The following is a 26,015-nucleotide window of genomic DNA, read 5'->3' as shown; positions in this document are numbered from 1 at the left end:
TTTTAAAAATTTAAACGAACATTAAAACCATAATTTTTTAAGGCAGGATAAGCTCCTCCTTGATAGCCTCTACCGGCATTTCCAGAACTTATACCTTCTTCCGGATCAGAAAACTCCATGTTCTTATGAATGATCCATAAATTTCTACCTATCAACTGTAGGTCCACACTTTCGAAAACTCCGATTTTTTGCATCAATGAGGCAGGTAGACTGTAAGTCACAGCTACTTCCCTTAATTTTACAAAGCTTCCATCGAAAGTATAGAGCGAGCGAGGTGACTCCCCATAGTTATTTGCTGCATATCCAAAAGGGGTAACCCCGTCACCATTTAAGTTTTCTGCATATATATCGTTGGGACTGCCATCTTCTTTCACTCCGGGAAGCAACACGCCTCCACCATCTTCTACAGGAAGCCGTGAAGGATTCCCCTTTTGATTGATGGCTGCAGTTTTGGGATACAATCCGGTTCCTTCACCATAATATTGATCAAGAGAGAAGATGTCACCACCACTTCGGATATCAATAAGGAAACCCAAAGAAATTCCCTTATAGGCAAGGCTGTTGTTGATTCCCCCGATCCAATCCGGATTAGGATCACCAATCACTTCATCTGAATTTTCTGAAACCATATAGTATCCGTCTTCATTTACCGTTGGTTGTCCGTTGGTGTAGATAAAGTCTTTGCCTTTAATGATTCCATATGGTTCCCCTACTGTGGCATTTACTGATACTCCACCTTGAAAGGAGGTGATTGGTACATTTAATACTTTGTTTTCTCCCTCACCATATAAGCTGATTACTTCATTTCTGTTCCGTGCAAAATTCAGGTTCATGGTCCATGAAAAATCTCGTGTTTGTACAGGAGTCACAAAAGCCGAAACCTCAATCCCTTGGTTTTGTACCTCACCTGCATTGACAAACCTTTTGGTATACCCACTAGAGGCAGAAGTGTTTACCGGTAAAATCTGGTTAATGGTATTGGATTTATAATAGGTCAAGTCAAAGCCAAATAGACTACTTAAAAAGTCTAGTTCGATACCTGCTTCAAAACTTTTTTGTCTTTCCGGCAATAAAGAATTGTTATTCCGAGTGCTTGGTAAAGAGAATATCGGAATGGAACCATAGCCTGTTTGTGAAGTGTACACATTGTATAAACTCAAGGCTGGGGCATCATTACCTACTTCCGCATAATTGGCTCTAACCTTACCATGAGTAAGCCATGACACGTCTATTAAATTTGAAAATACCAAGTTAGCGGCTGCTGCTGGGTAAAAATAGGTGTTGTTGTCTTCGGGTAAGGTGGTGGATTTATCCTGTCTGGCAGAAATTTCTACAAACAAGGTTTCTTTATACCCGAAATTGGCATTGGCAAAAATACCGTCTACCCCAATACGTTCTAATTCCTCAAATGGTGGTTGAATAGCATTTCTGGAATTGGATAAACTATACAAGCCCGGGACTACAAGTCCACCGTTGGTGCTTGCCCTAATGGAGTTCATCCTGCTTCTTCGTAGGTTGGATCCCAATAAACCGGTAAAGCTAATGTCTTCCGATATATCTCTGTTAAAATTCAATAACAAGTCAAAGTTGGCCTCAGTAAAATCTCTATTGTATCGAGTATATTGGCTCACATCTGCACTTCCAATGGCTACACGCTCTTCTTGCATGTCTATGGTGGTGTTAAAAGATGCTCGGCCCATTACGCTCATCCAATCATTTATTTTATAATTCGCTGAAGCATAGCCATAGAAATTATCCCTGCTGTCATTGGAGTAATTTTGATACCTTGACCAATACAGGTTATCTGAATAGATTGGTCCGGTATTGGAACTGTTCCAGTTCCATGTAATGTTTTGCTCATTTCTCCAGTAGGCTTCTTCTTGTTCTCTAATGTCTACATTGGTTTGCCACCACTGCCTGAACTGCTGATTGGGGTTTCTGCCGTTGTACCCTGTGCCGTACCTACCCATACCTACTGTTCGTGAGTAGTTTCCTGAAGCAGTTACTGTTAGTCTCTCCGAAACATCGTAGGATCCGTTAAAATTGAATTGATCTTTATCTATAGTACTATTAGGTAAGTTTCCTTTAATGTCGTTACGGGTGTAACCTAAACTAAAGGTTGCATCATTCCCTCCACCGCTAATCATGATGCTCTGATTTGAATTTAAACCTGTTTCATAAAAAGTACTAGGATCGTTCGCTGCTGCCACCCATGGTGTCATTTGCCCGTAATTGGGAGAAAATGGATCCAATGCATCCCATTGATATACCATGATACTGGGATCAAATGCTGGTCCATAAGAAGCATCGTCTTGAAACCTGACTACTGGCCCTACGCCACCTCCCAAATCTTGGGGAGTTCTGAAAGCATCAATATATCCGGCACCATAGTCTTTTTGGTACCTTACAAAGGTGCTTTTATCAATTTGGCTCCAAACAACACCTGTATTTACGGTGACGTCCATGCTGTTTTCTTTGCCTTTCTTTGTAGTAATCATGATTACCCCATTTGAAGCACGAGAACCATAAAGCGCTGTTGCTGCAGCCCCCTTCAACACGTTGACAGATTCTATATTGTCTGGGTTCAAATCCGCAGCAGCATTTCCAAAGTCAGTTCCAACTCGACCTCCTTGCTGGTTACCATAACTTTCATTCGACTCAAATGCTTTTGTACTGGTGTTGTTGTTGGCATTGCTAATGGGAACCCCATCTATTACAAAAAGAGCTTGGTTATTCCCTGTAATAGAAGAATAACCTCTTATGACCACATTGGTAGAACCGCCCATTGTATTGTTGCTTCGGATATCTAGTCCTGCTACTTTCCCTGACAAGGAATTGACAAAATCTGGGCTTCTGGTTCTTGTGATAAGGTCTCCGTCCACTTCTTGAGCAGAGTAGGCCAATTCATTTCTGTTTCTTTCCACGCCTAAGGCAGTGATTACAACTTCAGAAAGCTCATTGACGTCCTGTTGTAACACAATATCTACCGTGTTGCGGTTTCCTATGTTTACTTCTTGAGGCATGTAGCCTACAAAACTGAAAACCAATGTTGTGGATCCTTCAGGGACAGCCACTGAGTAGTTGCCATCAATATCTGTTATAGATCCTACCATAGAACCTTTAACTAGAATGTTTACACCCGGAATTCCTTCCGGTTCATCTTCAGAGGTTACCCTCCCTGTTACAGTCCTGTTCTGCGCAAAAGCAGAAAATGTTGTGCCTACGATAAGCACAAAACAGAGTAAAATATTCTTCATAGCTTTATCATTTAAGTGATAATTGATAAATAAATTCTAACCTGAATAATTTTATTATAAAAAATTATGGATAGAAAAAGTATTGTCTACAAAAACAGTTCCAAAATTCTAATAATTTTTGATTTTATAAAATAGTATCAGGTTATTCCATTCTAAACAATAATGTATGTTTTTTTGTTTAAATGTTTTTTAGAATATACAATAGGGAATTTTGTTCAATTGATAATTAATAAGTTAAATTTATTTTTAACTCTATTTTTTTAAGAGAAAATTCTATTAATGATTGAATAGTAAGTTTTAAAAGTGAAATTAATTCATTTACCAATATTTAATTTTGGTTTGAATATTTTTAAATATTCAATATTCCCTTTTTTGGTTGTGTTAAGTTATTAAAAATCAGATAGAATAAAAAATTAGTTGAAATTATTGTAAGTTTAAAATTTTTAATCTACATTTGTAGAAAGAGGTGTTTAAATATAGAATAATGGTCTTCTACTTAATTAAAATTATCGGTTGTTCTGCTTTGTTTATTCTTTTCTACAAGCTAGTATTAGAGGGGGAACATATGTATAAATTCAACAGGTATTACTTGTTGATAAGTTTGATTTTATCGTTTACAATCCCGTTTATTACCTTTGAACAGCAGGTGTTCCCAAGGGAGTTAGTTGATGCTGTAATCCCTGATTCTACATTCTCTATTAGTGCCGAACCCGTCAAAGATAAATCATATGAAAAAAGTATTAATTATATGATTTTGGGTTTTTGGTTTGTTTATTTTTTCGTTACTGTTGCGTTTTTATCAAGATTTTTAATAAATATTAAATATATATTACAAAAGATAAAAAAAGGGGTTTTTATACCTTATGGGGGAGGTAAAATTGTTCTCTTTAATCAAAACACGGTGCCTCATAGTTTTTTAGGATATATATTTCTCAATGAGGAAGCATATACAAGCGGAAATATTGAAGAAGAGATTCTAGTTCATGAACTTGCACATGTATCCCAAAAGCATTCATGGGATATCTTATTCGTAGAAGTCCTCCAAATTTTTTTCTGGTTTAATCCATTTATTTTCCTATTCCGAAAAGCCATTGCGCTCAACCATGAGTTTCTTGCCGATGAGGCAGTAATCAATCAAATCTCTGATATTAAATCCTATCGCTATCTATTGTTTGATAAAGTCACTGAACAGGCAAGCTCATTTATTACAAGTCGATTTAATTATTCTATTACTAAAAAACGTTTACTTATGATGACCAAAACTAAATCATTCCGAAATTCCCTGTGTAAGCAAGTAGCTGTTGTTCCTCTATTGGGTATGGCCGTATTTTTTTTCAGCACAATAACAATAGCACAAGAGGAAACCGAGGCTGTCCAGTCAAAACAAATTGTCGTTCCATCATCGACGGAAGGGGCGACTCCTGCTCAACTTGCTGAGTACAGGAAGATTGTAAACAAAGCAAAAAATGACAAAGGGCGTCCTGCTCACAGTAAAATTTCTGAAAGCGATAAGGAAAGGTTACAGTACTTGTTTTTATTAATGAGTAAGGAGCAACAAGCCCAACAAATGGTTGTTTTTAGGCGTTCTTTACCACCCTTGCCAAAGCTTGTGCCCACTAAGGAACAAATTGAGTCTTGGAAGGATCCTAAAATATATGGCGTTTGGATAGACGGGAAAAGGGTTGGGAATGCTGAATTGGATAATTACTCCAATGCGGATTTTGGGAGGTTATTTGTAAGCAAACTTGAAAAAAATGCCAAAAATTATGGAAAACATTATTATCAAGTAGACTTGATGACTAATGATCATTATGCGGCTTATTATAAAAAGCAGTTAGAAAATCAAAATAAATATATTATGGGTTTTTCTTACAATAACCGGAAGTGAGGCAGTTTTAGCACCTAAGAACAGTCTATTGCATAATTCTGGTTCAAATGAAATGAGAAAAATAAAACCAACCCCAAGTTTCAATTGTAAGTATAAGGGATGTTATAAAAATAGGGGGTTGGTTTTATTGAACCTGTTTTATGGGTATCACAATGGTGCACCCTTACGATTAGGTTAATAAAGTTTTGTTGATTGATGTTTTGACCTCAGAAGGGCTGGTTTTGTGAAGTTGGATTTCCATGCAATTATTGAATTCTTTAAAGGCTTCCAGCTCTTTGCAGAGGGCCAAGGCAAAAGCGCCCCTGTCTCCCAGACCTTCTTCCAATGCCAAATGATGGATGTTTAAAATGGAAGTTTTTCTATCTGCTTTGCAATCCATTCTTGCAGCAAATGAGCCGTTCCATAATATTGGTAATGAAAAGTAGCCGTATTTACGTTTGGCTTCCGGGAGATAACATTCAATCTGGTAATCAAAATTAAACAAATTGAGCATGCGTTTCCTTTGGATGAGCAAATTGTCAAAAGGGGAGAGGATTTTTAGTTGTTTACAATTCAATGGCTTGTCAAGCAAGGCCAAAGATTCCGGCAAAGCAAAATAATCAATCCCATTTACTGTAACTTTTATTAATTCCCCTGAAGAATGCATTTCCTTAAGTTCCCCAGCAATGTGTGTTTTGGTATTTTTTAACAGGTAGGAGATCTCAGAAGCTTGCCCAATACCGTTGGCCTTAAGGTAATTGTTGATTAAGAATCGATGATATTCTTTCTGAGAAGGCATTCGTAGATCAATGGCCTTTGGCAATACCCTTTCTGTCAGATCATAAACTTTATGGAAGTTTTTGCGAGAAGTGATCATTAATTCCCCCTGCATGAACAAGTTTTCCAAGGCCTGTTTGGCAGGTTTGCTAGCCCAGGTTTTTGTTTTTTTCTCTGAATCAAAGTTTTTTGCCATCAGAGGTCCTTCATTTTTGATTCTGTTTAGGACCTGCCCCATCAATTGAAGGTCTTTCTTGAACCAGTGGTTTTGCTCACCCTTAAATAGGGCATTTTTTCGGAAAAGACTAAATCTGTAATCCTTCATGGGTAAATAAGCTGCTGCATGAGACCAATATTCAAATATTTTTCTCTCGGCCACCAATTCATCTAGTTGTGCATTTTGATACCTAGGGTTTCTGCTCCATAAAGTATGATGGTGGGCACGTTGAACAGCCGATATTGTGTCTATTTGAATATAGCCGAGCTTTTCTATGGTCGAAAGGGTTTGTTCTATGGCGGGCACATTTTTTCTAGGGTTAAAGATCCCTTGAGACGCAAGGACTAGTTTTTGTGCTTGCTGAAGCGTAAGGTTTTCAGTCATTTTTTCTATTTCTATGATAAGCAATAACTGATGGGTATTTGTGGAGTTTAGCCGATTTCATCTCAATAAGTTATGCCCAGATCATTGTTGCGAACATCAGCTAATTTACCTTTTAAGAGGTCTTGCATTTCAGAGATCACATTTGAGTATTGGGGGTAGTTTGCCAAGTTGTTGTATTGCCCCTTATCATAATTCATGTCATACAATTCCATGCCACCTTCGGCTTCATCCCCATATTGAATATAGGCCCAGTCTGATGAACGAATTAAATATCCCATCCTACCATTTCTTTGGGAAACGGAAAACGCAAAGTCCCTTACTTTTAGCTTGGGGTTGTCTATCAGTTTTCCCAAGCTTTTACCCTGGATAGCTTTTGGTGCTTGCAAACCTGCCAATTCTGAAATGGTGGGATATAAATCAATTAGTTCTGCGAAAGAATGACAAACGGCAGGTTTTTGTCCGGGAACTTTTATAATAAGTGGAACCCTTACTGATTCTTCCATCAACCCAACCTTCATCCAAAAGCGGTGTTCTCCTAAAAAGAATCCATGGTCAGAGGTGAAAATTACGATGGTGTTTTCTTCCAAACCCTCGTCTTCTAAGGTTTGCAATACTTTGCTTACCTGCTCATCCAAAAAGGAGGTGGAGGCATAATAAGCAGCAATAGCCTTTTTCTCCTGCTCCTCTGTCATTTCTCCGTTCAGACTGTTAACATAATTTATTCCTTGCTCCGGAATGTCATCCCAATCATTGCTGACTTTTGGGGGCATCACCACTTGTTCGTATGGGTAAGCCTCATAGTATGACTTTGGAGCGACAAAAGGCACGTGAGGTCTGAAAAATCCTGCGGCAATAAAAAATGGATCATTTTTATGCTGTCTCAGGAGGTCTGAAACTTTATCGGCTGTTTCGGAATCAGTGTGAATTTCGGTTTCAATAGTTTTGACAATATTGATTTGATTTCCTCCATTCCAATTGCTGTCTTGGGAGACCTCAAGCAAACCAAATGGGTTGTTTTGAACCAGCTCACGCTCTCCTTGGGCATGTACTTCGGGAGCCGGGCTGTTGTACCTTTCAGTCCAGGAAGCCGGGTCATCTTTGCCATCTCTCCCTTTCATAATATCAACAGACCCCATATGGAAAATCTTCCCTACTCTTGCGGTATAGTAGCCATTGTCTTTGAATAACTGAGCCCAAGATTGACGTTCAGGGCCTACATTTTCTCTACCACTTACATAGCCATAGGTAGTAGTGGCGTTGGGGTAATAACCAAACATCATCGATGCCCTGGAAGGACCACAAACCGGGTATTGACAATAGGCTTTTGTGAATCGAGTTCCTTTAGATGCCAGTTGGTCTATATTAGGTGTTAGGCTTGCTCTGTTTTCATAGCTGGATATCGCAGTGGCTGTAAGGTCATCGGAAATCATAAACAATACATTCAGTTTCTTCTTGTCTTGGGCTTCTGTTTGTATTGAAAGCAAGATAAAAAGAGAAAATAAAAACAGGGTTAGCTTTTTTTTTGAATTACTAAAATACAAGGTCGTAAGGTGGTTTAGGTGTATGAAATGTGTCATTTATATTGGTTTTTTCTTTTTGAGATCTTGTTTAATCAACAACATTATCTGTGGAGTGAAGTGATCAAAGTTTTCAAGATTATAGGTTCCTCTAAGTTAAATATTTCAGGGTATTAATTAGCCATTTTAAACTTCTGCATTTTATCTTGTAGGTTGATTAACAGGTGTTTTTCGTTGCAAATACTTAGATATAAAAAGGTTATGAGAGCAGAGATTTGTTTTTTTATTATTTTAGAGCTGTTATATTAAAGTAGGTGAAAACCTTGTGTTTGACTGTAAATTGAGAAATTATGCGGATAGTCTTAATTGTAATTATTGCCTTACATGGGGTAATTCACCTCTTTGGATTTTTGAAAGCATATGATCTGTCCGAATTTAATGCCATTTCTCAGCCCATCTCTCGGTCAATGGGGATATTGTGGTTGCTGACCTTCTTTTTATTTGTTGTCACCGTATTATTCTTAATTGGAAGGTCCGATTATTGGCAGTTAACAGGATTAGGAGGCATAATTCTTTCACAGCTTTTAATTATAAATTTTTGGCATGATGCCAAATTTGGGACAATTATAAATTTGGTTGTTCTGGTTGCGATAATTCTTGCCTTTTCCAGTTTTAATTTCAAGAATAAAGTGAAGGGTGAAATTGGGGATATGTTTGGCAACTCAAAGACCAACAGCCAAACCCTTTTATCTGAAGAAATGCTGGAAGGATTACCTTTAATTGTCCAAAAATGGTTGATGAACAATGGTGCTATTGGCAAAGCGATGGTTTACAACGTTTACTTGGAACAAGACATACAAATGTTGATGAAACCGGAGCAAAAACAATGGACTAATGCTCAGGCATGCCAATATTTCACTTTAAATCCTCCGGCATTTAATTGGTCGGTAGATTTACAAATGAACCCATTATTATCAGTGGTGGGCAGAGATAAATTTGAAAAAGGGGAGGGGGAAATGACAATTAAGTTGTGGTCTCTTTTTTCAATAGTGAATACCAAAAAAGAGGATAAAATAAATCAAGCCTCCTTACAACGTTATTTGGCTGAATTGGTATGGTTCCCTTCTTTTGTAGTAAGCCCTTATTTAACTTGGGAAACAGTAGATAATTATTCGGCCAAAGCAACTATGGAGTATAAAGGAACAAAAGGATCCGGTATTTTTCACTTTGACGAGAGAGGGGATTTCAAAAAGTTTGTAGCCATGCGCTATAAAGACGCAAGTGACACCTTTCCTACAGAATGGACAGTTAGTGCCATAAAAACGGAAGAGCGTAATGGTATTCGGATACCCGTAGCATCTAAAGCAGAATGGAAGTTAGCGCATGGGAATTGGACATGGCTAAAGCTGGAAATAACAGATATTAAATACAATGTTAGAGAAATGCCGTTGGTTTTGGACTAAGGTTTAATCTACATGGGCTACCTTATGCATAGGCTGTCTCACTTGATTTCCGAATAATAATTCCCTCGCCTGATAGATGGTCTTCTGAATGTTTCAGTTTTATATAAAGGCAACAAAATTTCTAATTAGGAGAAAAGCCCAATTTACTTCCATCGTATTTTTTGATAAAAATTTCAATTTGGGTGTAATAATTTTTGATTTACACCACTAACCAAGAAAAAAAGCAGTGAGCAGCGACTTCTACAGATCTTCAATTTTACCTTATGCAGCAATTGTCATAAAGATATGCAGGGCCTATACCAATACACAAGAGGATTTTGAAGATTATTATCAAGAAGTATGCTTACAAATTTGGAAAAGTAGAGACAACTTCCGCCAACAGTCTGAATGGTCTACCTGGGTTTACAGATTGTCTTTAAATGTGTGCTTGACCTTATTGAAAAAAAAGAAAAACAATTACCAGCATTTTGCCTCCGATGCCTTGCCTGAAGAGGTGGTTGAAGATAGTCATGCTTTTTCGGATGAGGCACTAAATCATTTGTACGATGCCATTAGACAATTATCGGAGGTAGACAGGGGAGTGATTTTACTTTATCTGGAAGAAAAGACCTACCAGGAAATAGCAGAAATTATTGGTACCAACCCAAACAATATAGGGGTACGCATTAAACGAATTAAAGAACGCTTAAAAAAAAGATTAGATGGAAAAGTCAATTGAAGTAATTTGGAAAGAAGGGTTTTTGAAAAATGAGATATTGGTGGGCCCAAAGGTAACCAACCTTTACAATCAAAAGTCGATTCATTTCATCGATAAATATAAAAGGATGTTTAAAATTAATTTGAATGCCATTGCGATTGGTTCTGTAGTGGTTTTAGCAGCTTCCTTTTTTTCAGGAATTCCCATTATGGGAGTAGGTTTATTTCTGGTTTCAGCCGGGGTATTTGTAGTGAATAAAAGGCTTGCAAAGGGCTTGGATCGCATTGATGAAAATGTTAACAGCTATCAATACCTCAAATCATTCAGAAGCTGGCTGGATGATCAAATATCGGTCAATAAAAAAATGGCGATGATTTATTACCCCCTAATTTTTCTATCTACCATTATGGGGTTTTGGTTTTCCAGCAAAAATGGACAGCAACTAAATGAAACGGTAATGAATGAGTTGATGGTGAAATACCCTGATCTTTATGTAGTTTTTGGAATGCCATTAATTGGACTATTGGCCATGGTATTCATTCTGGCTGTTTTGGCACTCTTTGGAGGGAAGATTTACCATTGGGATTTAAATATCGTGTATGGAAGGGTAATTAGAAAACTTGACGAGTTGATTTCAGATATGGAAGACTTAAGGGCTTAGTAAAATAAAGTATTGCAACCGAGTATTTTGAATACATACGAAAAAAGATAAATAGCATGAGCATTTCCGAAGCAATAGCAGTTTTCAACAAATTATTGAAAACAACGAATAATAAACGGGAAAGAAGGATTTATGAATCCTTTCTTAAAATCCTGGAAAACTTGAAAAACAAAGATTTATCTGAAAGGGAGTCACCGTTGTTACTAAAAGAATTAAGTTCATTGCATCTAGAGACATCATCGGACAACTCGAAAAAATACTATAAACAAAAGTTAACTGAATTTAAAGCCTTCCTAAAAGTGGAATTAGATTTCACTACCGAAAAGCATTATACTGAAATAGGAATGGTTTATGGTTTGATGGTCGGGACAGTTCTGGGGATATTGTATGGTGCGGTTATTGATTCCAATTTAGGCTCAAGTATGGGTTTGCCAATGGGAACAAGTTTTGGGATGCTCTTTGGGTTGCTTTATGGGGCAAGGAAGGATGCTGAAGCCAAAAAATTAGGAAGGGTAGTTTAATCTTGAAATAGGCATTAGGCAATCTATTTCTTGTTGAAATCACTTTAAAATCTGCCTCGTCGTTACTGTTTTCGATTTCAACATAGGGATGCCTTGCTAAAATCTCCAAACAAGCTGATTTTTTCGCGATTACAGCACTTCCTGTAAATACAGGGGATTCTATTATTAGTCTGAGTTAATAAAGCTGGTGAAAAAGTAATTGCCTGCCAGATCGATAGGAGTGGCAGGCATTTTTGTTGTCAAAACATAATGTGTTTTATAATTAATGATCGATGTTTTTTTTACTTTCCTTCATCGGCTTTTGCATCCCATACCCCATGTATTTCAAGGTTTTTTCGTTCGAGTTCGCGGTAACAATCCGGCAGGTCAAAATGATGCAATACATTCATAGGAAAAGCTGAAACAGGCCAGTTGTAGAAAGTAGATTCTGCTATATCACTGTAACTGCTCAATGCATTTTTCAGGATAACTTTTTTGACATTCTTATTCAGTACAGAGGCAAAAGTAGCAGGCTGACAGCCCCAACCATTGCCCAGAATAGTAATTTCAGTATGACCTATGTCTTCCAGCCAATTTAAAATGCAAAGCAAATCATAGGTTCTTTTTCCTATAAGTGGTTCATCCATCATGTTTGAAAGCATGCCATAAAAATACTCCTTATTATAAGGAATAGAATAACTGACATGTGTGTTGGACTGAGTTTGGCCAATTCCTCTTAAGTCACAAGCGTATATCGCATGGTCCGAATGATCAGAAATGGTGCTTCTTACCTTTTTATCATTGATCAGCTCATCATCCATTTCCAAGTGAGATACATAAAGTATGGCTTTTTGGGGACTACCATGTGGCCTAGAGTAGATATTCTCTTCTGTAAGTCGATAGACTGCATTGTGAATGCCCGGCTCCGTTTCTACAAACATGTCAGTGACATAAGGACGAGGGAATAAAGTTTCCTTTCTTCCTCTATAAATCCGGTAGTCTGATACTTCAAATTTTTCCGGCAAACGCAAGACTTCAACCAAGGCTTTTTTTAAGTTGGAAGCTGAAACTTCTCCTCTTTTCTTTCCTATTTCGATGCTTTTTTTCTTGAGTATTTCAGGAATAGTTAGGGACTCACTCTTTGACAACTGCCCCTCAGGAGTACACCACAGGTCTTCGTCTTTTTCCAATTCAAATTCAGGTTCTTTGCCGTCATTGCTAATCTTTGTCACCTGATTAAAGAATCCATACATGGCCTCTCTGGCGGGTTGATGATAGCCATGATAGTCCTCACCTCTGAACAATTGAATGTTATCTTCTGCACCCAACAGCTTATAAAAATGTTGAAGCATTTCGAATGTTTCTTGTGTGCCTCGGGTGTCAAAGAAGTCTTTTTCTTGGGTAATAAGCATCACAGGTTTAGGTGCCATAGTGGCAATGAAATCAAAGTGGTCCAGGTCTTTAGCCAAGCCTTTCAGAACATACTGTTCTGCATCTTGGACTTCCTGATTCTCCAAGTTTCTGCGGATGGTGGTGACAAAACAGCTTGGAGCAGCCATGGTCAAGCGTGGTTCTAGCCCACATAGCCAGGTGGTTTGGGTTCCTCCACCTGAATTTCCTGTAACCCCAATGTGTCGCTGATCGACTTCCGGACGGGAACACAAATAATCAATTCCACGGATGGTGTCCCATACAAACCAACCGGCCATTGATTCTCCAACCAAGGTGGTTGGGTTGCCGGCATAGATGTGTTCAGTTACTCCCCATCTAATGGCGCTTTTTCGCCCCGGAGTTGGGTATTGCAAGCGCTCACCTTGGCCAACACAATCAATAATTAAAACAACATAACCTTTTCTTGCCAAGCTTTGGGCAAAATACTGGTAGGCGCTTGATTTGGCTTCTCTGGCGTGTCCGCACGTGCCAAGTACTGCCGGCATGGGTTGACCATCGTTTTTTGGAATATAGAGATTTGCAGTCACTTTGAAGCCGGGGCGACTTTCGTAAATCACCTTTTCTACCGTGAAACCTTCCCGCTCCAGTTTTCCTGTTATCACAGGATTCAACGGGTTTTTTGCCGGAAAGGGGCCGAGGCAATCCTTGATTTTATTCTTGATTTCTGCCTGATATTCCAGAGCTTCTTTTTTTGTCCTTAGTCCATAGATTAGATCACTGTGTTTTTTCGATATTTCCCTGACTTTATTGATGTAGTAATCTTGAATCATGGTAGGGAGGCGATGAGGAGGTTTGTTGGCTTCTCCTTCAGCTACATGGGGTAAGGGGGGCTCTTCTGCCTTAGTTTTTAATACGAATGAAGGAGCCAAGCCTATTCCAAATCCGGATAATCCTGACCATTTGATAAAATTTCTTCGATTGTTTTTCATGCCATAAAAATTTTTCTCTAGGTTTCTTTAAGTAAAATAAGGGTTACATTTAACCCGGATTATGTAATAGGATTCGTGATGAGTGCTGCAATCGCAAGAAAATCAGGCTGTTTTGATATTTTAGCATAGCACCGCTATGGTGAAATTGAAAACAGCAACGAAGTGGCTGATTTTGAAGCGATTTCAGCACGTAATAGATTGTCTATTGCATATTTCGGGTTTAAGTGGCTGCCATTTAATTCTTCCGGTGTGTTTTTTCTCATTCCTTTATTACTAATTAATAAGCCAATTGCTGTCAATGTAAAAGACCTAGGAGATTTCAGTTGAATATTAAGACCAGCATTTATTGGCAAAGGTTATATTTGGAATGGGAATGGTTTCCTTTTAAATGATTCGTGTTGTTAATTATTTTTAGGTAGAATATTAATGATGATCCTTTCGTATCTGGTTATCGCAGGTGAGCCGCTGTCCGTTACAGCCACAATTAAATGAGTGGTTTGTGCTTTAGTCAATTCAATCCGTTCACCTATGGCTAATGTGACTTTTGCACTATTGGGGTTAGTAATTGTAAGGGGTTTGTACCAATTGAAGGCCCAATATGTTCCGGGTTCTTTGTAATTGAACCAATGATAGGACAAAGAATCGCCATCCGGATCTGAGCTGCCACTTGCATCGAATTGAATGGATTCTCCCGGGCGAATGGTGATGTTGGTTGTTTTATCTACTTTGACTATAGGAGGGTGATTCGCCTCATCATAGGATTTAACACACCAGTCCATTCTTGCTGCAAAGTCATTTTGGAAAGCTTCTCTCCATCGCCAGATGGTCGCCTGATTGTTGATGTAAATTTTGCCATCTATTCCCATTACTTCATCACTGGCATCTGTCCAAATGGCCCTTTGCTCAGGTGCTTGGTGGTCAAAATTGCGGTAGGGTTTAAAACGGGGTTTATACAGCTCATACCGACCACCCCAGCCACCAAAGTCAGGCCTTTCAGGCACATTCAGCCCATTATTTATCAGGCCTAAGAAACTAGGTGTATCACCTTCCATGATGTATTCCACTTCGGGATATTGGGCACCCAGTGGGCCGTGATTTTCCATGATGTTTTTCCTGAGCCAAGGGTTTTCAGCCAGCGATGCATCTGCACCGGAGGCATATTTTCGAAAGGATTCTCCTCCTATCCCATTCCAAGTAGAGTGTATGTAATCCTCACCCGGACTAACAATATAAAAAAGACCAGGGAATTCATTCCTAATCCATACTCCAGAATCATCTTGATCTGATATGGTGTAGACCCTTATTTTGGCAACAAATTTATCCAGCTCTTCCATAGTCCTGGTATGTCTGATTTTCCAAAGGGCTTGAGCCAGAACATTGGCACCACCCCACACGGGAACCCATACAGGTCTTTCATCATCTTTATCCACTACTTTAATCAATAATTCGCTTCCTTCAGAATCATTACCCGGGCCTACAGCGTTCATACCATATTTAGGAAGGCCGGATTTAATTTTGGATTGTAGGTATTCTTCTGTTGGGAAACCTTCTTCATGCGTCAATAAATTATCTCTAACCTTGCCATAGGCATTGACGATTTCTTTTATCCTCCAAGCTGCTGTTTTATCACGCAGGTGAGTAGAGGTGGTGGCGATCAGGCCCTCCACATCAAATTGATTGCTGTACAATAAGAAACGTACCAAAGATTGGGCATCATCAGGTTCATTTTCTATGTCTGTCAAAACAAATACTCGTGGTTTTTCTGCTGTTTGTGCGATACATGGTGACCCTATGAAAAGTAAGAGCATGCCATAAATCAGGCTTTGGAATTTTAGGTTTTTCATTTAAGGTGTATTAGATATTAAGTAAATAAGGTAATGCTTAATCCTACAGTGATTGATGCTGAGGATTTGATTCTTGGTGAAATTTTATTTGTTCGATTTTGCCATGAATTGCTTTAATCTTTCACCTTAGCAAAATAGTGAATCTATTAGTAAATTATTTAGTTTTTTTAATATAGTTTATTCCATTTTAGCTTTTACAGCGCATTTATTTTTTGTTCGATGGAGATTATATAGTTTTTACTAGACAAAAGTTCAATTAAGGGTAAGCTACATTGTTTTTTAAGTGTTTTTTGTAGGATTAGTAAGTATCGAGATTCAAATTTGATACCGATGAATATTAGAAAATTACCTGGCCAATGGGTATGAAATAAGTCTTGCAATATATTTTAGATTAATTATTTTAAATCAGTTTTTATTGGTATTTTTATAGCTTTTAATACAATAATATTTTGATTAAAATGTTTTTACAGTCGTCTTTTATTTTCTTAAGGGATACTGATGTAGAGAGCTTAAAAAATTAATATTTTACTTGTACCATATAAATTTTCAAATGAAGCATCCACTTAAGATTGCGATACTTTTACTTGGCTTAAGTACGCTGACTATTAATGAGGTGATACCCTTGTCATCTGGGGCCAAAGAGGAGCCAAACCTGATTTTGAACCCATCTTTTGAATTCCATTCATTTATGAGTCACCGAACAGGAAAAGCTTCAGATTTTCAATCACATAATGTAGCTTTCTGGAATACTGAGGCATGGGGTGATATTGAGGTAATGCGTGAGTCTCATGTCCCCAGCACCATACGACCTGATTTTTCAACCCATAACATGGTAGCAATAAGTCCCGGTAAAAAGATGTGGCAATTTTTCACACTTCCCGAGGCCGGTCTGGCTTATGGAGACGAATTGAGTTTATCCGTACTTGGATATCAAAATGGGGCAAATCAGCTTAAGTCTGCGATTAAAGTGATGAAAGCAGATAGTGAAGATGGTGAATGGAGTCCTAAGGACTTTGGAATGAGAGACAGTCGTAGTTTTCCGAAACATGCAAGGGGTGAGCTGGTTGTGGCTAAAGAATATAGCGCTTCGATGGAGGATACCGGCACCATTAACATCTTTGTAGAGCATGCCACCATCGTTGGAAAAGCAAGCGTTGGAAACAAGTCAAGTTCAGAAGATATCAATACATTTGGGATTCAGGTTGAATTTGAGAATTTAAGCTCATCCGATACAGTTTGGGTTTATGCTCCAAAGCTCACCGTCAATGGTGCTTCCCAAAACAAAACCCTTACCTCAAGGGAAATGACACCAAATTACAGGTATATTCCCAGAACGGTTCAAAAACTATGGAAAGGAGAACCTATTCATATAATCGTAATGGGATCAAGTATTGACAGAGGAAGTGCCAATCCACCGATGTACCTTTATGACGAAGACCCTGATTCTGAAACCTACAAACAACCTCTTTCCGGTGACCTATTTGATGCGGAAAAAGTTGGGAGACCTGATCTAGATGGGTATTTTGGACAATGGAGGCATTATTACAGTTATGCGGGAAGGTTAAAACTTGAACTTATGAGAAAGTTTAACCTAACTGCCGATAAAATATGTCTTAATTTCATGGCCGCAGATGGATCAAGTATTGGTGAATCACACTCCGGACTACAACAGTACTTTTCATTGTCATTACCACCCGATCCTGGATTGAATGGCCACAAGGAAGGAGAAGTTTGGGAAGAATTATACCCTGACCTTTTTAATCGCAATGAAGGAGCGAGGCCTGACCTTGTGATTTTTGGGAGTGGAGCCAATGAGAAAACGGACACACCAGATGAAATAGCTGTTTTTGAGGGGGCAATACGATGGATTCAGCAAAATTATCCCAATACGGAATTCTTATTTAGCCCTTATCAGAATCAGGGTAAATATACCCCAAATACAGTAGACCTTCAGGCCCTATCTCTAAGATACCAGATCCCATATATGGATTATCCAAAAATAGCTGATGATCTTACCCGTTGGGGTAACAAGTATTCCCTTGTACCTTCAGATGGCCATCCACAAGCAGCAAGCCATTATTTATGGTTCAAACAACTGGAGAAGGCTTTTGAGTGCTGGAATCCGATTTTTAGCGGACAAGCCCAACTTCAATTACCTGAACGGCTTCATGCAAATACCTACGGATGGGAAGGAAAGATGGTAACCTTTGATTCCACCAGCTCAAGAATAAAGACCAATAGATTCATATTTGAAGACAATGCGATTAATAGCTGGGGCAAAACAGACAGCGAGCCTCCTGTACCCTATATTGATGGAGTAAAGTTTGAATCAAGGAGGTCAAGTCCATCTTACAACCTGCGCAATTCAATGTTCCGACATGGGCGAACCAGTTTAGGAGACAGGCATATTCTTGAAATAGCGGGAGAGAATGCCAAATTAACCTACGTAGATTCCAAAATAAACCCAAACAGACGCTTTTTTCCTGTTTCAAATCCAAACTGGAACTTAATGGGGCAAACAATAGTGCCGTTCCATTCAGAATGGGGAGCTCCTTACGGTAAAGAGAAAATTACCCTTAAACCTGGGAAATACATTGAAATTGAAGTGGTATGTACAGACATTTCGGTGGCCTGGGTAGATGATCCGGATGCCGGTACCCTTGAAATATTCGTGGATGACCAACTTATGAGGTCTCAGGCTTGTAATATTGGCTTTACCGATACTGACAAAAAGGTTAATTACCTGGAAAATCGGAAGGGTATATTAAATTTAGGCTTTGGTTTACATAAAATCCGGGTACAGGCAAAAGATGCGGCAGTAGATGTTTTAAGTCTTTTCAGCTATGATTCCCGTTCAAATCTCAGTTCAGAGCGAAGGCTTACAGGATTGGCAGTGGGTGGTGAAACGCTGGAATTTACGCGACCTTTTAAAACCAGACCATTGGTAATATGTTCAGGAGATTTATCTGTGGATACCGAAAATATTTCTAATACTGAAGTTAAGTTTTCAGGATCAAATGGAAGTTATATTATAATTGGTGAATAAGAAATATAGCTTCACCATTCGTATTTGATAGTACTCAATATGGTTTAACGCAAAAAGTGTAATAGACAGTCTATTGCACTTTTTGCGTTAAATGAACGACAATAAATTTGTAGGAGTCCTATACAGATATGGTATTAAGCTGATTTTAAGCGTTTTACCCCGATAATTTTATTATATAAATGCTCCAAGCCTCATTTTATTAAACAGGGTTTGAACCATCAGATTTATTGGGTTCCATTGACAAACAAATTCATAGCTTCAGGAGAACCATACATTCTAATACCGTAGGATTTCCCCATTCCCGGTCTGTTACCAGAATTTTTCAAGTTACGTTCAAACTTAGCTTCCCATGCTTTCTTCAGAATTCTCAATTGCTCAGGGTCTTTATTGATATTAACACTATTAACTAAGGTCATGATAGTGACACCCATTTGGCCAATAGGATTAGAAGCGGGGCAGGAGGTATATCTCCATTGACTAATTTCCTCCACCCAAGTGTCATTGTTTAGGTGATTTACTCCCCTGAGAAGACTTTGCGGTATGCGTTCATCACCTGTAAGTCGATAATAATAACTCAAACCGTTTAACCTGATAGAACTTATAAAACCAGCTTCTCCCACGTGAGAAGGAACTCCCTTCTTTCGGTCCTCAATGGAAACGCAATTGCAATGCCCCCAAGGAAGGCTGTACAGCCAGCCACCACTATGTGCATTTTGTTCAGCAAGTGCATCGTCTGCCAGATGTTTCATGGCATTTAAACAGCGCTTTGTAGGGTTTATGTTGTATTCACCTGCCAAGGCAAGCATGGTCCAACCATTTATCCGGCCGGAATGACTACCACCTTTGAATTTATAGGTCCTGTCCTCCGCCAGTTTTATTAAATTATCCCCAATTCGGTTCACTGTTTCTTTCATCCATGGATCTCCGGTTAGCAAATAATAATAGGACATTCCAAGGGTAAATATGTGGCCTAGATTAAATGGGTCCAGACACAGGTAAGGATTAGGGTTTCCTTTGCCAATGTCCAAGTCTACATAGAGTTTCTTCACTTTTTCAACAGGGTGGAACCCACCAACATGGCCTATACTGTGTTCGTGAACCATTCCCGGTCTTGAGGGATAGGATTTTGATTCCCATTTAGAAAAATATTCTTTCAAATCATCATTCACAAAATGGACCACATCTACCTCGCTCAAATGACGGGCAGATTCTTCAGCCACATAAAAATATTTTGGGTCACCCGTTCGAACAAACTGAGTCAGTATATGCAATGGGGTGTCGTACTCATGGTTTCCCCAATTAACTCCCCGCTCACCCCACCAATCTCCCCAATTCATTGCACCATAATCCCGTTGTTCTTGAATAGACCGGCGATATCCTTCAAATTGGTTTTCCGCCCAATCGTCATATGCTGCCATTCCTTCGCTGCCAGCAGCAGCAATAAATCCCCATTCTCCCGTATGGATAGCCTGTGTAGGGTCAGGTATTGGTATTAATCTTTGGTTTGCAGACTTTGCTAGTGAAGCCCCATCACCTGATAGGTCAAGCCAAATCTGCCAACGGCGGGCTTGCCCCACCCTTAGTCGATAGGAGTCTTCTTCGAAAAGATAATCATACTTGTACCAAGGAACCATATGAGCAAAGGCACCTTCCTCAAATTCCGGAAGCAAGCCCAGTTTAGCTACCTTATCGTTCACCTCAAGGCTCTTAGGCCATTGTTGCCAAAAATCTTTTAGAGCAAAAGACAATGTCCCTTTTCGGTCGCTAATTTCCATCCACCCCGGAGCCTTACTTCCCTTTCCTGCGCTACCTTCAATAGTGTAGTTTTCATCATCCACCTGAAACAGTTTAGCCGTTTGGTTTTCAGTAGGTTTTCCCACCCATCCCGGGTCACCTCCAATAGTGGCTTTACGTAGGGGATTAAGTGGCACAATTTCAAAACTCAAATCATCAATATATGCTATAATTCCCGTGTCTGCATTTACTAACAACTGTGGTTCAATATAAAACTGTTCCAAGCCGGCAAAGACGGAGGCTCGAAGTCGAAAATCTACCATTCGTTTTCCAGCCGGATTATTAAAGGATCCGGACAATATCATTGTAGAACGCATTTCTCCATTGGTTTCCACTTTAGAGGAAGTGACTGTTGCTTCGCATCGCTCTTTTGATTTGTTTTTCATGACAAGCTTGACGTCAAATCGATCAGAAATTCGCAACAATGCTTCCGGAGTAGTGGCTAATTTTACATTGCCGGAGGAGATAGCTATCCCCTGATTTTTGGAAACCCTTACGGCAGTAGATGGCTGGGCTTTCTTCACAACGGTTCCCCATTTCAGTCGGAAATGGCTGGCCTTTTTAGCATGAGGTTTGGCCTGGAAATCCAGAAGAACCCATCTGGCGCTACCATCTTCCCAGGTAGCTAAAATCTCATTTTGGCAGGGAACTGGATTGTCATTTTGATCAAATAAAACAAAATGACTTCCCTTAGGCGCCGAGCCTTTTTCAATAGGTATTCCACCTGTAACGGCACGCTGAATATCCAATCCAGCCAACTCTTTCACGCTAATGTCCACGAAAGACTGACCATGTGCTAGAGGCATATATGTTAGATACAATCCCGTCAAAAAAAATCCAACCAAAATCCTTGATAAAAATATTTTATAGAATCCATAGGAGAAATGTATTCTTTCAGATGTAAACTTATTAGTAGGTAGGGGATTCATATGATTTATTTGTCTAATAGATTAACATGCGTTATAAATATTTACTCTATACAATCAGGTTGGTGATTTAAATCATTTCCTAGGTCAAATATCCCTAACCAAACTTTTCAGAAAGCAGTCTCATTTATAAAAATTGTTACTAAAAAATAGTTTTGACTTAAACCAATGCCAATTACTACCTCTCCCAAGAAGACCAGCCTTCATCATGGACCAAATAGGCCCGTCTCCCAAATTCCAGTGGGCGGGAGCCTACTTCAAAAGCCCCTACATCTGGAGCATTCCCTTTAAAATCAACATTAAATCCCGGTATTTCGATACCACCATCAATCAATGGGTTGCGGATTTGGACCACAGGGTCGGTAATATTTCTTTTGACATCACCGAACTGATAGGGCTTCCTTCCCCAGATGATAGAGTTGATCCGAGATCGAGGATAATATTCCAAGGCATAAGAAGTCCTGTAGAGCCTTGTTGCAGAAGGTGTTGTACTGATTTCTATGCCATTTTCTTCTTTGGCTACTCCCGAGGAAAGGCCTGAGAAATAATCATAGTCATAATCACTATTGTCAACTGTTTCACGGTTGGAGGCTAGCCTTCCCGGCACATCGAAAATATTATTCCGTGTGACGGTGTTGGAAATAGAATGACCAGAGAAAGCATGGGTAACACCCATTGGTTGTACAATCGTATTGTGTAAAATATACCTTCTACCTCCGGCAAAGGGCTCACGCTCTCCGGTTTTGATAAAAGCCCCTCCACTTGGGTTACGATGTCCTACTCTGCTTTCTCCAACTACATTTCTATAAATGTATATTGGCCCTTTGGTAGTAGAAGCCGTGGCGATCCCATTGAAAAATTTATGGGCATAATTGCCAAATACTCTTACGTTCATATTGGCTCCCTCAACTTCGATGGCATCATCCCACACACTACGGATTAAATTGCCATAAATATCCGAATCTCGGTTCATATTGCCAACATTCGAATAATTTGCACCACCGCCGATAGCATCATTGAATCCATGATCTTCTGTGGATAGAATATCGTTATAACGTATAACATTCCCTCCCAGACTTTCTCTAATAGTAATGCCTTGAGGGCCTGCCGGGTGACCCGTTTCCCAATCGTTTGATGCGCCTCTTGGATCTTCAATCAGGTTTCGTTGGATGGTCAAATTCCAAGTGCCATTTTCTGCATTAATTCCACTATCCGTACTACCTTCTAAATTCCCGTAGGTGATGGGGCCACCTATTCTACCCCAAAAAGTGATAAAACACTGTTCGATGACAATATCATGTCTGTCTTTCTTGATACGAATACCATCTGTCTTCGCGTTACGGACTTCTATTCCACGGACGATCACGTAGTCAGCATCAATTTGTATCCCTTCATTGCCTACATTGCCCATATTAAGCACGGAACGTGTGTTTTCAGGTACTGTTACCAAATGGTAACCTTCTGCTGTTCCGGATTCTGTAATAATGATGGGGTCAGTAGATTCACCTTCCGGCAGGTATGTTGTTTTTCCTATTGGAAATTGATCATCTCGGGTAGTGAAATTCATGGTTGTTTTAGCCTTGCCACTAGTTAATTCTACTTGATACTCCGTATTAGGGTCAAGGCCGACAATGCTTCCACGATATTGGCCATCTCTGCTGTCGTATACCAGATCTAATCCCTGTGTCCAACCTGCATCCGACGGCTTTTTATATTTTACAGTGCAATTTCCTGATTCAGGGGTAATCCAATACAAACCAGCACATTCAAAAGTTGCGACGGTATATGGGTTGGGCGCGTTTTCTCCCGGTGATTGACAATACCCATCATGCAAAAATAATAAGGCAGCCATTAAAAAGATCAAGTTGAAAGGTTTCATGATAGATTTTAAGATAATGATAAAGTAAGGTAGGTATAAATTTTAATCTGTTTTTGTCGGAATTAGCAGTATAGGTAATGCAATATATTAAAATTTAATATTGTTCATAAACTCCAAGATTAGGAGCGGAGCCTATGAATGAAAAACCAACGTCAAATCCAATATTCACAATTCCAGACTCGGCTTTTAATCTTAGGAAATCTGCTGAATCCGGATCCAAACTTACAAAATCACCGGCAGAAACTGTGTATTCAGACAAATTCCAACTGTTGTGGTGATGATTTCCGCTTCGGTAGCTTGGAGCCTTATTGCCAAATTCAATATTGTTAACGGTGGTAGTGGTTTTTCCTAGAGTATAGCCTGTATTGTTGATGTAAGAGACGTTGTTATAAAAGAGGACATCCACACCACTATTAAAGTCTATACCAGTAGCTCGATTGTTGTACGAGATATTGTGATGCACATAGGTGTTGAAGCTTTGATTTGCTCCGCCAGCCTTTATTCCATTTCCGTTACCATTGGCGATTCCATTGGAGTGGATGATATTGTATGCAAACTCAGTATTTGTGGATCTCCATGAATCAACTCCATCGTCTGAGTTATGATAGACAAGATTATTAATAGCCATATTTCCATCTCCGGAAGAAATGCTAATACCATCGGCGTCTCCTCCATTATTGCCCCAATTGTCATCTGCATAGGTTAAACCTGCATCCGAGTTGTCATGAACAATTGAATTCTTTACGGTGTTGTAGGACCCTTCAGCACCATATGGATAGGCTTTGTAATCACTAAAAATGTGAATTCCGGTCCCTGAGTTATGATGTGAATGGATTCCATCCATTAAATTGTGATTTCCGGTTATGCGAAGACCAGTTTGTGGCATGTTTCTTACTTCAATTCGTCGCAACACTATCCAATTTCCAGTTAATTGAATGCGAACCTTTGCTGCTTTTGCATGACCGGCCCCATCAAAAATAGCAAGCTCACCGGGATAGCTCTCATAAATTATCGGGTTGTCTTGCTTGCCCGATTTATTGAATAAGATATTTCCCACTGGTAAGTCGTATTGCCCGCCTCTTAGAAATACAACATCTCCAGCTCGGGACAGGCTAATTCCGGTACTGAGATTACAAGGGTTTTCCTGTGAGCAATTTGACCCATTTCCTGTAGGGGATACGAAAAGATTGCGCTCTCCAAAACCGAGGGCTGTTTGACTAATTTCCTGAGGGCCAATATTTCTAGACGATGGAGAAGTTCCGGCCTCCTGCAGACGAAGCAGGTCAAAAGTTGATTCGTCACTTCCAAGGTTCACCCCACCCTCACCAACGCCAATTGCAGGACTGCCGGGGGAGAGGTGAAGGAAATTGGGATTGTTACGGTTTGTGCTTTTAAATTGAGGTGAGGGAATGTTTAGGTTCCAACTGTTCTTCTCTTGAGTTGAATTAGGGCTGATGTCCACGGTATTCCCGGTACCGGAGATGGTTAGGTTGTTCTTAAAAACATTGCCTGTCGGTTGGGTTGCTTGGAAGCTTGCGCCATACTCGGCCGTTCCGGTATTGTCTCCTCTATTATTGTTGTAAGCGGTATTATTAATAAAAGAGACATTTGATGCATTGTTATCAGTGAACCCTCTTTTCTTATTGTGAAAAGCCACGTTGTTTCTGAAAATATTATTTCCTCCGCTTGGTCCACCTCCTTTGAACCCGTTTCCATTGCCTTCCGGTCCATAGCCATTATCGTATGCCATGTTGTATTCAACCACTGAATTTTCACCTTCCCATACATCTATTCCATCATCTGAATTATTATAAACCAAATTTCGTCTAATGATATTGCCACTACCGGTTGTTATGCCGATACCATCAGCATTATTCCCTGCTTTAGCAGGATCGCCCGACATGGGAACCGAGTCGTAATTTCCGTAAGCTACGCACCACTCATAAATATTATTGTTACCGTTGTAGTTTTGGATGCCGGTGAAGTTGTGCCCATGGGATACCAGACCGGTTATCAGATTGTTTGATCCGAAAACGATGATGCCTCGATGGGGGCCATTGCTAATCGTAAAATTAGCAAATACATTATGGTTGGCTTTCACTGTTAAGAAATCCTTACTTTTAGGTACTTTAGGTAATTCCGAACCATCAAAATAAGCCCATTCACCGGGGTAAGAAGCCCATACAATTTTTCGGGAAGAAGTACCCGACCTATGGAAAGTTGCTTTTATTGGATAAACGCCACCACGCAAATAAACCACATCTCCGGGCTGAACAGTTGCTACTGCCTTGGAAATGGTTTTGAACGGAGTGTCAGCACTTCGCCCATCATTACTGTCACTACCACTAGGGGAGACATACATGGTGGCAGGAGGTAAGATGTAGGGGCTATTAAGTCTTGATTTGGGGGGCTGTTTAAGGTGTTTATTCTCAGTTTCCAATGCTTTATTGGAGGACAAATCTTGGTTACTCAAGCTAACCACAACCGAATGAGAGGTATAGGGTTTTAGCCCATGGCTTGGATGTATTAATTCTTTACCTAAAGTCAAGAATTCAGCAGTCTGTATTATTTCTTTGCCGATCCCTGGAGCCTTTATAGGCTCTAGGTAATTTGGCCATTCAAGCTCAAGCGCTGTAATCTGGATATAATGAGCTTTTGAAGGAATATCATAAGTTTGGCTTTTCCCATCAAACATGGAAAAAAAAGTAAGGAAGACCCCAAGTTTAACTGCAATTAAAATCTTTTTCATAATTTATATTTGTCTTCAAATCACCATCCGCAGAAACAAGCAACTAAATGGAAGAT

At 39.4% G+C, this 26,015-nt stretch carries 14 protein-coding genes; 6 read left to right on the top strand and 8 right to left on the bottom strand.

Annotated elements, in window-relative coordinates:
* Positions 1-2 precede the first annotated feature (2 nt).
* Positions 3-3,257 carry a SusC/RagA family TonB-linked outer membrane protein gene (locus Q4534_RS19365; RefSeq protein WP_303614802.1) on the bottom strand — a complete coding sequence of 1,085 codons (3,255 nt, stop codon included), beginning with the start codon at positions 3,255-3,257 and terminating at the stop codon, positions 3-5.
* A gap of 484 nt (positions 3,258-3,741) precedes the next feature.
* On the opposite strand from Q4534_RS19365, the gene Q4534_RS19360 reads away from it, so the two are divergent.
* Positions 3,742-5,145: a M56 family metallopeptidase gene (locus Q4534_RS19360; protein ID WP_303614801.1), complete on the top strand. Its 1,404-nt coding sequence runs from the start codon at positions 3,742-3,744 to the stop codon at positions 5,143-5,145.
* Positions 5,146-5,314: 169 nt separating this feature from the next.
* Here Q4534_RS19360 and Q4534_RS19355 read toward each other — a convergent pair whose 3' ends face one another.
* A complete protein-coding gene (locus Q4534_RS19355) occupies positions 5,315-6,502 on the bottom strand; it encodes a winged helix-turn-helix domain-containing protein (RefSeq protein WP_303614800.1) in 1,188 nt (395 codons plus the stop codon).
* A gap of 62 nt (positions 6,503-6,564) precedes the next feature.
* Positions 6,565-8,079, bottom strand: coding sequence for a sulfatase (locus Q4534_RS19350; RefSeq protein WP_303614799.1), 1,515 nt, complete (start codon positions 8,077-8,079; stop codon positions 6,565-6,567).
* A 290-nt stretch (positions 8,080-8,369) separates the two neighbouring features.
* Here Q4534_RS19350 and Q4534_RS19345 point away from each other — a divergent pair, with 290 nt between their 5' ends.
* From Q4534_RS19345 to Q4534_RS19330, 4 genes are all read left to right on the top strand, one after another.
* Complete coding sequence (locus Q4534_RS19345; RefSeq protein ID WP_303614798.1) at positions 8,370-9,482, top strand: DUF6920 family protein; 1,113 nt, start codon at positions 8,370-8,372, stop codon at positions 9,480-9,482.
* Positions 9,483-9,708: 226 nt separating this feature from the next.
* Positions 9,709-10,200 carry an RNA polymerase sigma factor gene (locus tag Q4534_RS19340; RefSeq protein ID WP_303614797.1) on the top strand — a complete coding sequence of 164 codons (492 nt, stop codon included), beginning with the start codon at positions 9,709-9,711 and terminating at the stop codon, positions 10,198-10,200.
* Complete coding sequence (locus Q4534_RS19335) at positions 10,184-10,840, top strand: hypothetical protein (protein WP_303614796.1); 657 nt, start codon at positions 10,184-10,186, stop codon at positions 10,838-10,840. Before Q4534_RS19340 ends, Q4534_RS19335 begins: the two co-directional genes overlap by 17 nt.
* Positions 10,841-10,896: 56 nt before the next feature.
* The gene (locus Q4534_RS19330) at positions 10,897-11,361 is read left to right on the top strand and encodes a hypothetical protein (RefSeq protein ID WP_303614795.1); all 465 of its coding nucleotides are present in this window, start codon (positions 10,897-10,899) and stop codon (positions 11,359-11,361) included.
* A gap of 281 nt (positions 11,362-11,642) precedes the next feature.
* Here the strand turns inward: Q4534_RS19330 and Q4534_RS19325 are convergent, their stop codons facing one another.
* Both Q4534_RS19325 and Q4534_RS19320 read right to left on the bottom strand, forming a co-directional pair.
* Positions 11,643-13,721: a S9 family peptidase gene (locus Q4534_RS19325; RefSeq protein ID WP_303614794.1), complete on the bottom strand. Its 2,079-nt coding sequence runs from the start codon at positions 13,719-13,721 to the stop codon at positions 11,643-11,645.
* Between the two features lie 401 nt (positions 13,722-14,122).
* Positions 14,123-15,565, bottom strand: coding sequence for a nucleoside hydrolase-like domain-containing protein (locus Q4534_RS19320; protein ID WP_303614793.1), 1,443 nt, complete (start codon positions 15,563-15,565; stop codon positions 14,123-14,125).
* Positions 15,566-16,115: 550 nt separating this feature from the next.
* Between Q4534_RS19320 and Q4534_RS19315 the strand changes: the two genes are divergently transcribed.
* Positions 16,116-18,611, top strand: coding sequence for a hypothetical protein (locus Q4534_RS19315; RefSeq protein ID WP_303614792.1), 2,496 nt, complete (start codon positions 16,116-16,118; stop codon positions 18,609-18,611).
* 224 nt (positions 18,612-18,835) lie between these two features.
* Here the strand turns inward: Q4534_RS19315 and Q4534_RS19310 are convergent, their stop codons facing one another.
* The 3 genes from Q4534_RS19310 to Q4534_RS19300 all read right to left on the bottom strand — a co-directional run bounded on the left by Q4534_RS19310 (position 18,836) and on the right by Q4534_RS19300 (position 25,959).
* Positions 18,836-21,211: a hypothetical protein gene (locus Q4534_RS19310; protein ID WP_303614791.1), complete on the bottom strand. Its 2,376-nt coding sequence runs from the start codon at positions 21,209-21,211 to the stop codon at positions 18,836-18,838.
* Between the two features lie 298 nt (positions 21,212-21,509).
* Positions 21,510-23,210 (bottom strand): right-handed parallel beta-helix repeat-containing protein, encoded by a 1,701-nt coding sequence (locus Q4534_RS19305; RefSeq protein WP_303614790.1) that lies wholly within the window; start codon positions 23,208-23,210, stop codon positions 21,510-21,512.
* 94 nt (positions 23,211-23,304) lie between these two features.
* Positions 23,305-25,959, bottom strand: a complete 2,655-nt coding sequence (locus Q4534_RS19300) for a right-handed parallel beta-helix repeat-containing protein (RefSeq protein WP_303614789.1) — start codon at positions 25,957-25,959, stop codon at positions 23,305-23,307.
* Positions 25,960-26,015: the final 56 nt, after the last annotated feature.

This window comes from Cyclobacterium sp. 1_MG-2023, from assembly GCF_030546805.1.
Classification (GTDB): domain Bacteria; phylum Bacteroidota; class Bacteroidia; order Cytophagales; family Cyclobacteriaceae; genus Cyclobacterium.
This window is presented reverse-complemented; position numbering and strand designations above follow the sequence as displayed.